The following is a 13,452-nucleotide window of genomic DNA, read 5'->3' on the forward strand; positions in this document are numbered from 1 at the left end:
CGGTTGCCCGATCAGTTATCGCTGATCAAACCGCTTTGCAGCGCTTGCTCGGTATTCGCAAAAATCGCCATCGCGGTCAGCATGCGACTAAAGCCAAGCTTGCGGTAAAACGGTTCCTTGCCGGCCACCGCGTAGAGGATGATTTTTTTGTGACCGCCGGAAAGCCGCACCAGCGCCGCGACCATGTCCTTGCCCATGCCGGAGCCCTGCCGGTCCGGCGCTACCGCGATGTCGCAGATATAAGAGCAATCCTTGCCGTCCGCCACCGCACGGCCGGCGGCAATCAGCTTGCCGGCGTCGTACACAAAACACTTGAACATGCTGTTGGTGAATACGACCTGCAGGTCGGCCGGCTTCTTGTCGCCCAGTGGGGCCATCCGGTAAAGGTTCGACAGTTCTTCCCAGTCTGCGGCGACCATGCCTTCCGATGAATATTTCCAGTCAAGCGCCAAGGTGAACTCCTTTTATCTTCAAACAGTATGAGGCGTGATGCACACGCTTTTTTGGACTATAGCCCTCGCGTCGAACTGACGCGTGCCCCCTCAGAACAGCCGGCCCTGCCCTTCGGCACCCGCAGCCGCTGGCGGCCGGAACCGGCTCAAATCCAGCTCAATGCGCTGGCGGTTAAAGCCAATCCGGTTGCAGGCTTTCTCAAAACGCTGCTTGATGAGTTCAGCCCACAGGCCGTGGCCTTTCATGCGCGAGGCAAAGTCGCTGTCGTAATCCTTGCCGCCGCGCATTTCGTGGATGCGCGCCATGATGCGCGCGGCGCGCTGCGGGTAGTGCAGCTCCAGCCACTCCTTGAAGATGGGTGCCACTTCCCAGGGCAGACGGATCACGGTATAGAACGCGCTGCGCGCACCGGCCTCCCAGGCGGCCTCCAGCACATGCTCCATGTCGTCGTTCACAAATGGGATTTGCGGCGCCACACTGACGCCGACGGGAACGCCGTGCTCTGCCAGCGTGCGGATGGTGCGCAGGCGCCGGTGCGGTGCGGCCGCGCGCGGCTCCAGCTTGCGCGCGAGTTCGCCGTCGAGCGTGGTGATGGTCACGTAGGCGGCGGCCAGCTTGTCAGCGGCCAGCGGCGCCAGCAGGTCCAGGTCGCGCTCCACGCCGCTGGATTTGGTGATCAAAGAGAACGGGTGCCGCACTTCCTGCATCACCTCGATGATGCTGCGCGTCAGTCGCAGCTCGCGCTCGGCGGGCTGGTAGCAGTCTGTGGCCGAGCCGATGTTAAGCAGCTTGGGAACATAGCTGCGTTTGCGCAGGTCGGCGCGCAGCACCTCGGCAATGTTGCGCTTGGCGATGATCCTGGTTTCAAAGTCCAGCCCAGGCGAAAGATTGAGGTAGCTGTGTGTGGGCCGCGCATAACAGTACACACAGCCATGCTCACAGCCCCGGTAGGGATTGATGCTGTAGTCAAAAAAGATATCGGGCGAATCGTTGCCGACAATGGCGCTGCGCGCTTCTTCCATCGTGACCGTGGTTTCGATCCGGGGCGCCTCGCCCGCCGCGCCTTCTTCCAGCGTACCCCAGCCGTCGTCCCATGCGTTGCGCACGTCTTTTTCAAACCGGTGCGGCATGCGCGTGGCAGTGCCTCGGCCCTTGATGGCGTGTAGCGGGATGATGGCGTCGGACATGGATTAATAAGATTTGGTGGGGGCAAGCGCAGTGCCCGGCAAGGTCGCAGAAAAATACTGTATATAAATACAGTATATTCAAACAAAAACCCTTTAGCAAATGTCTGCAACAGGGCCCGCAATAATGGGTTTAAAGCAGGAGACGTCCCATGGCACACGTACTGGTAAAACTCACCGGCGCGCCGCTGGCCGCCGTTAAACAGCAGCTGGAAAAGGACGCGGACGAACATGCGAAGCAAGGCATGTATCTGGAGCACCTCTGGCAAAACGCGGAAGACGCGGCCGAGGTGTTTTTCCTGTTTCAGGTAAAAGACCTGGCGCATTGCCGGCAGCGCATGAAGCAGACGCATGCAAAAGCCCGAGAAGAAAACCCCGATGCACCGCTACCGGCCCTGACGTTTCTGGAGGATGCCTGAGGACTCATCCAATGCAGTCATTGATACGCCCCCTTTTTCATTTTTCCGTCCCTCTTCTCCCTTTCCGTTTCACCATGATCCAGCGTCCCGAAAACCTTTATGCCCGCTACCACGCCCATGTGTACTTCGGGCCCGGCACCGTTGAGCAGGCACGCGCCCTGTGCGAAAAGGCCGGTGCGCTTTTCGGGATTGCCGTGGGGCGGGTGCATGAACGAGAGGTGGGGCCGCACCCGCGCTGGAGTTGCCAGCTGGCATTTGACCGCGCGGCGTTTGACAGCGTCATTCCCTGGCTCGAAGAACACCGCGACGGACTGGATGTGTTTGTGCACGGGCTCACCGGCGACGACCTGGCCGACCACACCACGCATGCCTCATGGCTGGGTGAGCCTGCGGCATTGAAGCTGGAGATGTTCAGGCAGTGAGCCTGGCTCCGGTTGAATGCTATTAATTCAATAGCTAGTTGCGCTTGTCCAGAAAGGCGAAGAGCTGCTTTTTAACGCAAATAAAAGCGACTCAACCAGCGCGGCCGCAAAGGAATCGGCCGCGATTCCACCGACTGATACAGCACCCAGCCCGCCAGCAGCGACAGCAGGAAGGCCAGCAGCAGGCCCAGCACATTTGCCGCAAGCTGCGTGGGCCAGAAATGGCTCACGATGGCATTGACCAGCAGGCACACCGGAAAGTGGATGAGGAACACAGAGTAGGACATCTGGCCCAGCTGCACCAGCCGGCGCTGCTGCAGCCATCGCACCGGCCAGGACTGTGGCTGCAGCACCGCCAGCCCGACCAGGCCGAAGGCGGTGACCAGTGCCACCACCAGGCGCCCCCTGAAATCCAGCGCCAGGGCCAGCCCGCCCATCACCGCCAGGGTCACGAGCCAGAAGCTGCGCCGCGCGCCAAGGCGGTTTGAGGCCCAGAAGGCCAGCATGCCCAGGGCATAGGAGCCGCAAAAATAGAGGGCGGTGATATCAAAGGCCGGCAGGCGGTTGAAAAACAGCAGCGAAGCCAAGGCTACCAACAGGATGAGGCTCACGCCGAGCGGGGCCGAAACCGAAGTGGTATGCGTTGCATCGCCGTCATGCGGCTGAAACTGGAACCGCCGGGCAAAGGCAAAAATGAGAACCGCCATGGCGTAGAGCTGGAAGTCGATGGCCACGTACCAGACTCCAGCAGAAAGCGCATCCTGTCCGAGCAGGTCCTGCAGCAACAGGACATGGGCGAGCAGCTGGTGCACCGTGGGAGCCTCCGGCACCGAATGATGTGCGAACCAGGGCCTGACCAACGCGGCCACGAGCATACTCACGGCCAGCGCCACCCCATAAGGTTTGACGAGCCGCCAGTAGCGGCGAAAAATCAGGGCACCAGATGAGCCGAACACGGCCACACCCTGCGGCGCCAGCGAGGCCGCCGCCAGAAAACCGCTCACGACCAGGAACACCTGCACGGCCATGCGGCCGTAGTCGTAAAGCCAGTCCATCAAGGCCGGTGCAAACGGGTGCACCACATCCGACATCGGGCCGTAAAAAGCCAGGTGATGCAAAACAATGAGGACGCAGGCCAGCCCTTTGAGGGCATCCATGCCGGGAAAGCGTCGGGTCGCGGTGGTCAAGGCGGGTATTTCAGGCGCAGCGCTGCTCAAAGGTAGCGATGGCGCTTAAGCGCAGACCCGTTTGCGTGCCTGCTCGTACTCGCGCCTGAGCTGGTCCACAAAGGCCGCGGCGCTTTGGACCTTGCTGACAGAGCCAATGCCCTGGCCGCAGCCCCAGATGTCTTTCCAGGCCTTGGACTTGCTGCCTTCACCGCCGCCGAAGTTCATGGTCTTGACGTCGCCTTCGGGAAGGTTCTCGGGGTCCATGCCAGCAGCGCGAATCGACGGCGCGAGGTAGTTGCCGTGCACGCCGGTAAAAAGGCTGCTGTAAACGATGTCGTCTGAGTTCCCGTCAACGATGGCCTGCTTGTAGGCGTCGGCCGCGCGCGCTTCGTCCGTCGCGATGAACGCCGAACCGATATAGGCAAAGTCGGCGCCCATGGCCTGCGCAGCCAGAACCGCGCCGCCAGTGGAGATGGCGCCCGACAGCGCCAGAGGGCCGTCAAACCACTGGCGGATTTCCTGGATCAGCGCGAACGGGCTTTTGACGCCCGCATGGCCGCCCGCACCGGCGGCCACGGCGACCAGGCCGTCGGCGCCCTTTTCAATGGCCTTGCGCGCGAACTTGTTGTTGATGATGTCGTGCAGCACCACGCCGCCGTAGCTGTGGGCGGCAGCGTTGATGTCTTCGCGTGCACCCAGGCTGGTGATGTAGATGGGCACCTTGTACTTCACGCACATTTCCATGTCGTGCTCCAGGCGGTCGTTGGACTTGTGCACGATCTGGTTGATGGCAAAAGGCGCCGCCGGCTTGTCAGGGTTGGCCTTGTTGTGGGCTGCCAGTGCCTCGGTGATCTCGGCCAGCCACTCATCAAGCTGCGACGCAGGCCGAGCGTTGAGCGCGGGCATGGCGCCCACCACGCCGGCTTTGCACTGCGCGATGACCAGCTTGGGATTGCTGATGATGAAGAGCGGTGAACCGATGATGGGCAAAGGCAGCTTGTTCAATGCGCCGGGCAGTCTGGACATGGTGGCTCCGTTGTTATTCTGAATTCAAGAAAAAACATCCTGCAACCCTTTACTGACGGGCGCTAACAGCTATCAAATAAATAGCAGTGTGTACGGAGGTCAGAACGCGTCCAGCGCCAGCGCCGTGACGCTGTCTGCACCATCGACAATGCTGTCGCGCACGCCGGGCACCTTGGTCAGCAGGTGGTCAGCATAAAAACGTGCGGTGGTGATCTTGGCCTGCATGAAGGCGACGTCGATGCCTTGGGCGATTTGTTCTTGCGCCACCAGCAGCGAACGCGCCATCTGCCAGCCGGCCACCACATTGCCCGCGAGCATGAGGTAAGGCACGCTGCCGGCAAACACGGCGTTGGGGCTGGCTTTGGTGTTGCCGGCCACGAAATCCACCACATCGATGAATGCCAGGCGCGCGGCCTTCAGGCGCTTGGCCACGGCCAGCGCGTCAGCACTGCCCTGCTTGAGCAGCTCGCCTTCGGTTTTTTCGATCTGCGCGGCAATCGCCTTGGCCGTCTGGCCGCCATCGCGCGAAGTCTTGCGGCCAATCAGGTCGTTGGCCTGGATGGCGGTCGTGCCTTCGTAGATGGTCAGAATCTTGGCGTCGCGGTAGTACTGGGCGGCGCCGGTTTCTTCAATAAAGCCCATGCCGCCATGCACCTGCACACCCAGCGACGTCACTTCCAGGCTCATCTCGGTGCTGTAGCCCTTGACCAGTGGCACCATGAATTCGTAAAACGCCTGGTTCTGCTTGCGCACATCCGCATCGGGGTGGTGATGCGTTGCGTCATACGCCGCAGCAGCGACAGAAGCCATGGCGCGGCAGCCTTCGATGTAGGCTCGCATGGTCATCAGCATGCGCTTCACGTCCGGGTGGTGAATGATGGGCGCGCTGGCCTTGATGGAGCCGTCAACCGGTCGGCTTTGCACGCGGTCTTTGGAAAATTCCACGGCTTTCTGGTAGGCGCGTTCGGCAATCGCGATGCCTTGCATGCCCACGGCGTAGCGCGCCGAGTTCATCATGATGAACATGTACTCGAGGCCGCGGTTTTCTTCACCGACGATGTAGCCTACGGCGCCGCCATGGTCGCCGTACTGCAGCACGGCAGTGGGCGACGCCTTGATGCCCATCTTGTGCTCGATGCTCACGCAGTGCACGTCGTTGCGTGCACCGAGTGCGCCGTCTTTGCCGACCATGAACTTGGGCACGACAAAGAGGCTAATGCCCTTGACGCCTTCGGGCGCGCCGGTCACGCGGGCGAGCACCAGATGCACGATGTTCTCGGCCATGTCGTGCTCACCATAGGTGATGAAGATCTTGGTGCCGAAAACCTTGTACGTGCCGTCGGGCTGCGGCTCGGCACGGCTGCGCACCATGGCGAGGTCCGAACCAGCTTGCGGCTCGGTCAGGTTCATGGTGCCAGTCCACTGGCCGCTCACCAGCTTTTCAAGATAGACCGCCTTGAGGTCGTCGGAGCCGGCCGTGAGCAGGGCTTCAATGGCGCCGTCGCTGAGCAGCGGGCACAGCGCAAAACTCATGTTGGCGGAATTGAGCATTTCACCGCACGCTGCGCCTATGGTTTTGGGCAAACCCTGACCGCCAAAATCAGCCGGGTGCTGCAGCCCTTGCCAGCCGCCTTCGACGTATTGGCGGAAGGCCTCCTTGAAGCCAGGCGTGGTGGTGACTTCGCCGGATTGAAAGCTCGACGGATTGATGTCACCGTCACGGTTGAGCGGAGCCAGCACGCCCTCGTTGAACTTGGCGCATTCTTCGAGCACCRCTTGCGCGGTGTCGAAGCCGGCTTCTTCAAAGCCGGGGATTTGCGCGATCTGTTCGATGTTGGCCAGGTGTTTGATGTCAAACAGCATGTCCTTGAGGGGGGCCTTGTATGTCATGTTTTTGTCTCCGGAAAGTTGTCTTATGCCCGGCGAAGGCAGGGTAAAAATCGGTGCGCCGCCATGGCCTGTCGGCTTGGGATACCCCAGGCGAAATCGGGGTCTCAATTGCCAGGTGAACTCTTGAATCTAGGGCGAAAAATCACGAACTGGAGGTTCCACCAGTTTTTCGGATTTCCGCACGACATAACCGTTGTCCATCAAGGCATTGAGCCAGCCCGCTGCCATCAGGTCCACATGACCCGAATCCGGGGCCGAGGCGTAAAACGCATCCTGAAACTCCAGCATGGGCACGAGCTTCTTGCTGTACAGCGTCACGCGGTAACGGGTAGAACCCCTGCGGGCTTCATGGCCCTGGGAGGTGACGGTAGAGCCCATCGGAACAAACAGCAGCGTGTTGTAACCCTGGCCGGACCATTCGCCCAGCACGCCCCTGATATTGGAACGCTGGCCGAACGTGCCTGCGTACTTTGCGGGAACTCCGTTGAGCTGCATGAAGTCTGCGGCGTGCCCAACACTTTGGTTCATCAGGCGGTTGTCGAGTACACCCGAGAGCCTGTAGCCTTTGACCAGGTCCGGGTTTTGGTTGGCCCACTCGGGGGTCACAAAAACCAGGGCCAAAGACGTCACAGGCTCCTTGATGTCCGACTTGACGCTGACCTGTTCGACTTTGCGGTCAAGCCCCGCGCACGCAGCGAGGAGCAAGCCCGCCAGCATCAAGGCCATGCATGCGCCTCGCCTCATGCCGGATTGGCCGGGTTGCTGCTTGGCTTTCATGTCGCGCTGGCCTGAAACCGTATTACAGGGCTGCGACCAACTCGGGTACGGCAGTGAACAGGTCGGCCTCGAGACCATAGTCAGCGACGCTAAAGATAGGCGCTTCGGGATCCTTGTTGATCGCCACGATGACCTTGCTGTCTTTCATGCCGGCCAGATGCTGGATCGCACCGGAAATACCGGCGGCGATGTAGAGCTGCGGCGCGACAATCTTGCCGGTCTGGCCCACTTGCCAGTCATTGGGGGCGTAGCCTGCATCAACCGCTGCGCGCGATGCGCCGAGAGCTGCGCCCAGCTTGTCTGCCAGCGGCGTCAGCACTTCGTTGAATTTCTCGCTGGAGCCCATCGCGCGGCCACCGGAGACGATGATCTTGGCAGCCGTCAGCTCAGGGCGGTCGCTCTTGGCGATCTCGGAGCCCAGGAAGGTCGACTTGCCGCTGTCGGCAACGCCCGCGGGCGTTTCGATGGTTGCGGAGCCGCCCGTGGCGGCCGCGGCGTCAAAGCCGGTGGTGCGCACAGTGATGACTTTGGTCGCGTCCAGGCTTTGCACGATGGCGATCGCGTTGCCCGCGTAGATGGGGCGCTCGAAGGTGTCGGCGGCATCGACCTTGGTGATGTCGGAGATCTGGCCGACGTCCAGCGTTGCGGCCACGCGGGGGGCGATGTTTTTGCCCGAAGCGGTGGCGGGAAACAGGATGTGCGAATAGGCGGAAGCGATGGCCAGCACCTGGGCGGCCATGTTTTCAGCCAGGCCGTGGGCGAAATGCTCGCCTTCGACGTGGATGACTTTGGCCACGCCGGCAATGGCGGCGGCGGCTTTGGCGGCGGCTTCGGCGCCCTTGCCGGCCACCAGCACGTGCACGTCGCCACCGCACTGGGCGGCAGCCGTCACGGTGTTGAGGGTCGCCGGTTTGATGGAATTGTTGTCGTGTTCTGCGATTACAAGTGCGGTCATTTCAATCAACTCCTTAGATGACTTTGGCTTCGTTCTTGAGCTTGTCCACCAGGGCGGCCACGTCGGCCACCTTGATGCCGGCGCTGCGTTTGGGCGGCTCGCTGACCTTCAGGGTCTTGATACGCGGCTTGACGTCGACACCGAGCTCTTCGGGCTTGAGGTTGTCGAGCTGCTTTTTCTTGGCCTTCATGATGTTGGGCAAGGTGACGTAGCGCGGTTCATTGAGGCGCAAATCGGTCGTGATGATCGCCGGCAGCGTGAGCGAGAGGGTTTCCAGGCCGCCGTCGACTTCGCGCGTGACCTTGGCGGTGCCGCCTTCGACTTCGACCTTGGAAGCAAAAGTGGCTTGTGGCCAGCCCAGCAACGCAGCCAGCATCTGGCCGGTCTGGTTGCAGTCGTCGTCAATGGCCTGCTTGCCGAGGATGACGAGTTGCGGTTGCTCTTTTTCGACCAGCGCCTTGAGCAGCTTGGCGACGGCCAGCGGCTGCAGTTCTTCGGCGGTTTCGACCAGGATGGCGCGGTCGGCACCGATGGCCATGGCGGTGCGCAGGGTTTCCTGGCACTGCAGCACGCCGCAGCTCACGGCGATGACTTCGGTTACGACACCCTTTTCCTTCAGTCGCGTCGCTTCTTCAACGGCGATCTCGTCAAACGGGTTCATGCTCATCTTGACGTTGGCGATGTCGACACCAGTGCCATCGGATTTGACGCGGACTTTGACGTTGTAGTCCACAACGCGTTTGACGGGAACCAAGACCTTCATGAGAGGACTCCAGAGTTGATGGATTGAGTACGAATTGAAATCGAAATGAAATCGGGACTGAATTGACGTTAACGTAAACGTAAGCTTTGCATTCTATGCTGCGGCGCCCCTGATGCGGGCTGCTCAACTGGTCGCCGGAGGGTATCCAGGGGAACCAGGCAGAAAAAGAACGATCGTTCTATTTTTCATTATAGGGCGCCGGATACAGCGAATTAGAGCATCCTGCCCAACCACTGTCCTTCAGGTGTCTTTCAGGCGTCAATTGCCGATGCAGCGAACGGAGGTCGGGCAGGGAAAAAGCGCGCCGCAGGCCGTTTGTGGGCCGCTCAGGAAGGCTTGGCACCGGTAGCGCCCTTCTCGCCCTCCACGTTTTTTGCATTCTCCGAAATGCTCACGCGGGTATGCACCACACGCTGCGGGTACGGAATTTCGATGCCGTGCGAGCGCAGCGACTCCAGGACGGCGAGGTTGACACGCGAGCGCAGGTTCTGCTGGCCGTTTTCGGGATCAACCATCCAGTAGTTGAGCGTGAACTCGAGCCCGTCGACGCCAAAGTGGGTCAGATTGACGCTGGGACCAGGGTCGCGCAGCACACGGTCCTGCTTGAGCGCGGCTTCGCTGAGCAGGCCCATCACCAGCTCGACGTCGCTGTCATAGCCCACCGACACCACGGTGGACTGCAGCACCTGCGTATCGCTGAGCGAGAGGTTTTCAACGCGGCTGCTGATGAACATCTCGTTGGGCACGATGGATTCGCGCCCGGACGGTGCACGCACCACGGTGTAGCGCGCATTGATATCGGTGATGCGCCCTTCAAAGGTGTCCACCCGCACGTTGTCACCGATGCGCACACTGCGCTCGGCCAGCATGACAAAGCCGCTCACGTAGTTGGCCGCCAGCTTCTGCAGGCCAAAGCCCACACCCACGCCTACCGCGCCGCCCAGCACCGACAACGCCCTGAGGTCAATGCCCACCGACGACAGCGCCAGCATCAGGCCGACAAACATCAGCATGGCACGCACCGCATTGCTGACAGCCTTGCGCAGGGAGAGCTCGTTGCCGGTGGCTGAACGCAGCAGGCGCGCCTCAATGGCCGAAGATATCCACAAGGTGATCAGCAGCACCACACCGGCTGTCACCGCACCTTCAAGCATGGTGCGCACCGACAGCGTCGAGTTGCCGACCTTCCACTTGATGTCGTCGAGCTCATCAAGTATCACAGGCAAGAAGCCGCTGACCCACAGCACCATGGCGATCCAGGCCAGCCAGGAAATGGTGCGCTCCAGGGCCCGCACGAGCGGCGCGTCCTTGAAGGCCACCTGCAGCACCTTGACCCCCAGGCGGATCACCGCCAGCGACAGCAGCACAGGAATGGCTACCTTGAATACCGCCAACGGAAAGGTCCTCGCCAAAAGGACCTGCACCGCATTGGCAAAGAAAAGCAGCAGCAGCGGAAACAGCACGCCGTCAATCACGCGCCGCCCGAAAAGGATGGAAGTCCCATCGACCGCCATACGTGCGCGGCCCGCCATGCGCACCACCAGCCAGGCCAGCAACGCGCAGGAAATCAGCGCGGCCAGCTCCGTGAGGGCGGTAGGCTGGGCCAGTGCCGCAAACCAGTCATCCAGCGCATCAATGCGGACGGGAGGAACGGGACGGGTCGTCAGGGCGCCGGCGCTGGCCATTGGGGTTTCCTTTTTTCGATGAAGGCTTGCACGCCTTCCTGTGCCACGGCATGGACCATGTTGCAGGCCATGGACTGGCCCGCCAGCTGGTAGGCGGCCTCGATGCCGGTTTCACGTTGCTGGTAGAACAGCGCCTTGCCCATGGCGAGTGCTTCGCGCGGTTTGGGCAGGAGCGACTGCAAGAGTTTTTCGACTTCGCCCTCGAGGGATTCCGGTGATGCGACACGGTTCACCAGCCCGCGCGCACACGCTTCGTCCGCGGTGATGAATTCACCCGTGAGCAGCATCTCCATGGCTTGCTTGGCCGGAATGTTGCGCACCAGCGGCACGCTGGGCGTGGCGCAAAACAGGCCCACATCGATGCCATTCACGCCAAAAGTCGCATTGCTGGAGGCCACCGCCAGGTCGCATTGCGCCACCAGCTGGCACCCGGCCGCGGTGGCCAGGCCCTGCACCTGCGCGATCACAGGCACCGGCAGCCTCTGGATGCTGAGCATCACGCGCGTGCACTGCGCAAAAAGCTTCTGGTAATAAGCCAGCTCGGGCCGGGCGCGCATGTCTTTCAGGTTGTGGCCGGCACAAAAAGCCTTGCCCTCGGCCGAGATGACCACCGCGCGCGCCGAGCTGTCGGCCGCGATCAAATCCAGTGCAGCCTGCAGTGCAGACAGCACGTCTTCACCGAGCGCGTTAAAAGTAGACGCCCGGTTCAGCACCAGGCGGTGGACACCGCGCGCGTCATGCGTGTGAAGCACGGGAGCCGAAAGCTCAGCAGATACGGCACTCATGAATGCCCTACAAATCGGCCAGGACGCGGATATGCGCTTCCACGCTGCGCGCCAGCGCATTCAGGTTGTAGCCACCCTCCAGCGACGAGACGATACGGCCTTGGGAATGGCGCCTGGCGACGTCCTTCAGGCGCTGGGTGATCCAGGCGTAGTCCTGCTCGACCAGACCCATCTGGCCCAGGTCGTCGTCGCGGTGCGCATCAAAACCCGCGCTGATGAAAATCATCTCGGGCTTGAATTCTTCCAGGCGCGGAATCCATGCCGCTTCGATCAGCTCACGCACGGCCATGCCCTTGGTATAGGCCGGCACGGGCAGGTTGAGCATGTTGCCTGCATGATTTTCGGTGCCGGTATATGGGTAAAACGGGTGCTGGAAAAAGCTGACCATCAGGACACGGTCGTCGCCGCTGAGGATGTCCTCGGTGCCGTTGCCGTGGTGCACGTCGAAGTCGACAATCGCCACGCGCTTGAGGCCGTGGCGCTCCAGCGCATATTTGGCAGCAACGGCGACGCTGTTGAAAACGCAAAATCCCATGGACCGGTTGTGGCAGGCATGGTGGCCCGGCGGGCGCACCGCGCAAAACGCGTTCTCAAGCTCTCCGGACATCACAGCGTCGGTGGCCGCCAGCACGGCGCCGGTCGCGCGCAGGGCGGCGTTCCAGGTGTGCGCATTGAGCGCGGTATCGGGGTCTATCTGGGCATAGGCCGGCCCGCCGGCCCTGATGTCGTCGACCAGACTGTCGCTCAGGCCGCGGATCGCCGCCACCATCATGCGGTCGTGCGCCAGCTCGATGTCGCCCAGCGCTGCCAGGGGGGCCTCGCGCGCGTCCAGGGCGTCCTTGACGCCGGTCGCCAGCAACCAGTCGTCAATGGCGTCGAGCCGCTCGGGACATTCCGGGTGGCCGGGGCCCATCTCATGCTTGCGGCAATCTGCGTGCGTGAAATAACCAGTCGCGTTCATGGGGGAAATAATTTGTAAAAAATTACGGTATGGTTGGCACCATGAAAGTCACAGAAAAACTCCAGGCACTTCTCGATCAGCTTAACACGGTCATCGTCGGAAAACCGGCACAGGTACAGGACTGCGTGGCCTGCCTGCTGGCCGGCGGCCACCTGCTGATTGAAGACGTTCCGGGCGTCGGAAAAACCACCCTGGCCCATGCGCTGTCCCGTTCTTTCGGGCTGCAGTTTTCGCGGGTGCAGTTCACCGCCGACCTGATGCCCAGCGATTTGTCGGGTGTGTCGATTTACGAACGCCAGAAGGAAAGCTTTGTGTTTCACCCGGGGCCGGTTTTTGCGCAGGTGCTGCTGGCCGATGAAATCAACCGGGCCAGCCCGAAAACCCAAAGCGCCCTGCTCGAAGCCATGGAGGAAAAGCAGGTCACGGTCGAGGGCGAAACCCGGCCCCTGCCCCTGCCGTTTTTCGTGATCGCCACACAGAATCCGCACGACCAGCTCGGCACCTACGCCCTGCCCGAGTCCCAGCTGGATCGCTTTCACATGCGGATTTCGCTGGGCTACCCTGACCGCGCCGCCGAACGCGAATTGCTGCGGGGCGCCGACCGCCGCGACATGCTCGAAAAACTGCCGGCCCTGCTGGCGCCGCACGACCTGCTGGAGCTGCAGCAGATGGTGGCGCAGGTTCACGCGTCGGAGCCGCTGCTGAACTACCTGCAGGACCTGGTCACGGCGACCCGTTCAGGCCGCTGGTTTCTGCAAGGCCTCAGCCCGCGCGCGGGCATTGCCATCATGCGGGCCGCCAAAGCACAGGCCTTCCTGAGCAAGCGGGACTACGTGGCGCCGGACGACATTGCTGCCGTGCTGCCGCAAACCGCCGCACACCGGCTCATTCCGGTCAGCGACGCCGGCCGCGGCCCTGTGGAGCAGGTGCGGGCCATGCTCGACGCCGTGCCCCTCCCCTGAA

14 protein-coding genes are annotated in these 13,452 nt (G+C 61.8%); 3 read left to right on the top strand and 11 right to left on the bottom strand.

All coding sequences use genetic code 11. From position 1 onward, the window contains the following. Positions 1–11: 11 nt before the first annotated feature. On the bottom strand, positions 12–452 hold the full coding sequence (locus ACXJKE_RS01925; RefSeq protein ID WP_457278879.1) for a GNAT family N-acetyltransferase: 441 nt from the start codon (positions 450–452) through the stop codon (positions 12–14). 90 nt (positions 453–542) lie between these two features. Further along, complete coding sequence (locus ACXJKE_RS01930; protein WP_457278880.1) at positions 543–1,640, bottom strand: PA0069 family radical SAM protein; 1,098 nt, start codon at positions 1,638–1,640, stop codon at positions 543–545. Positions 1,641–1,789: 149 nt separating this feature from the next. On the opposite strand from ACXJKE_RS01930, the gene ACXJKE_RS01935 reads away from it, so the two are divergent. Then, positions 1,790–2,056, top strand: coding sequence for a hypothetical protein (locus ACXJKE_RS01935; RefSeq protein ID WP_457278881.1), 267 nt, complete (start codon positions 1,790–1,792; stop codon positions 2,054–2,056). Between the two features lie 74 nt (positions 2,057–2,130). Further along, on the top strand, positions 2,131–2,478 hold the full coding sequence (locus ACXJKE_RS01940; RefSeq protein WP_457278882.1) for a DOPA 4,5-dioxygenase family protein: 348 nt from the start codon (positions 2,131–2,133) through the stop codon (positions 2,476–2,478). 71 nt (positions 2,479–2,549) lie between these two features. On the opposite strand, the gene ACXJKE_RS01945 is transcribed toward ACXJKE_RS01940, so the two are convergent. From ACXJKE_RS01945 to ACXJKE_RS01985, 9 genes are all read right to left on the bottom strand, one after another. After that, positions 2,550–3,665, bottom strand: a complete 1,116-nt coding sequence (locus tag ACXJKE_RS01945) for an acyltransferase family protein (RefSeq protein ID WP_457278883.1) — start codon at positions 3,663–3,665, stop codon at positions 2,550–2,552. 45 nt (positions 3,666–3,710) lie between these two features. Next, a complete protein-coding gene (locus ACXJKE_RS01950; RefSeq protein ID WP_457278884.1) occupies positions 3,711–4,673 on the bottom strand; it encodes an NAD(P)H-dependent flavin oxidoreductase in 963 nt (320 codons plus the stop codon). A 99-nt stretch (positions 4,674–4,772) separates the two neighbouring features. Next, positions 4,773–6,563 carry an acyl-CoA dehydrogenase gene (locus tag ACXJKE_RS01955; protein WP_457278885.1) on the bottom strand — a complete coding sequence of 597 codons (1,791 nt, stop codon included), beginning with the start codon at positions 6,561–6,563 and terminating at the stop codon, positions 4,773–4,775. Positions 6,564–6,692: 129 nt separating this feature from the next. Further along, positions 6,693–7,340 carry a hypothetical protein gene (locus ACXJKE_RS01960; RefSeq protein ID WP_457278886.1) on the bottom strand — a complete coding sequence of 216 codons (648 nt, stop codon included), beginning with the start codon at positions 7,338–7,340 and terminating at the stop codon, positions 6,693–6,695. Between the two features lie 22 nt (positions 7,341–7,362). After that, the gene (locus tag ACXJKE_RS01965) at positions 7,363–8,295 is read right to left on the bottom strand and encodes an electron transfer flavoprotein subunit alpha/FixB family protein (RefSeq protein ID WP_457278887.1); all 933 of its coding nucleotides are present in this window, start codon (positions 8,293–8,295) and stop codon (positions 7,363–7,365) included. A 13-nt stretch (positions 8,296–8,308) separates the two neighbouring features. Further along, the gene (locus ACXJKE_RS01970) at positions 8,309–9,058 is read right to left on the bottom strand and encodes an electron transfer flavoprotein subunit beta/FixA family protein (RefSeq protein WP_457278888.1); all 750 of its coding nucleotides are present in this window, start codon (positions 9,056–9,058) and stop codon (positions 8,309–8,311) included. A gap of 326 nt (positions 9,059–9,384) precedes the next feature. Then, positions 9,385–10,743 (bottom strand): mechanosensitive ion channel family protein, encoded by a 1,359-nt coding sequence (locus ACXJKE_RS01975; RefSeq protein ID WP_457278889.1) that lies wholly within the window; start codon positions 10,741–10,743, stop codon positions 9,385–9,387. Further along, positions 10,722–11,528: an enoyl-CoA hydratase gene (locus tag ACXJKE_RS01980; RefSeq protein WP_457278890.1), complete on the bottom strand. Its 807-nt coding sequence runs from the start codon at positions 11,526–11,528 to the stop codon at positions 10,722–10,724. Before ACXJKE_RS01980 ends, ACXJKE_RS01975 begins: the two co-directional genes overlap by 22 nt. Positions 11,529–11,535: 7 nt before the next feature. Further along, on the bottom strand, positions 11,536–12,489 hold the full coding sequence (locus ACXJKE_RS01985) for a histone deacetylase family protein (protein ID WP_457278891.1): 954 nt from the start codon (positions 12,487–12,489) through the stop codon (positions 11,536–11,538). Between the two features lie 41 nt (positions 12,490–12,530). On the opposite strand from ACXJKE_RS01985, the gene ACXJKE_RS01990 reads away from it, so the two are divergent. After that, positions 12,531–13,451 (top strand): AAA family ATPase, encoded by a 921-nt coding sequence (locus ACXJKE_RS01990; RefSeq protein ID WP_457278892.1) that lies wholly within the window; start codon positions 12,531–12,533, stop codon positions 13,449–13,451. The last annotated feature ends 1 nt before the right edge of the window (position 13,452 follow it).

Source organism: Polaromonas sp. P5_D5 (assembly GCF_054049435.1).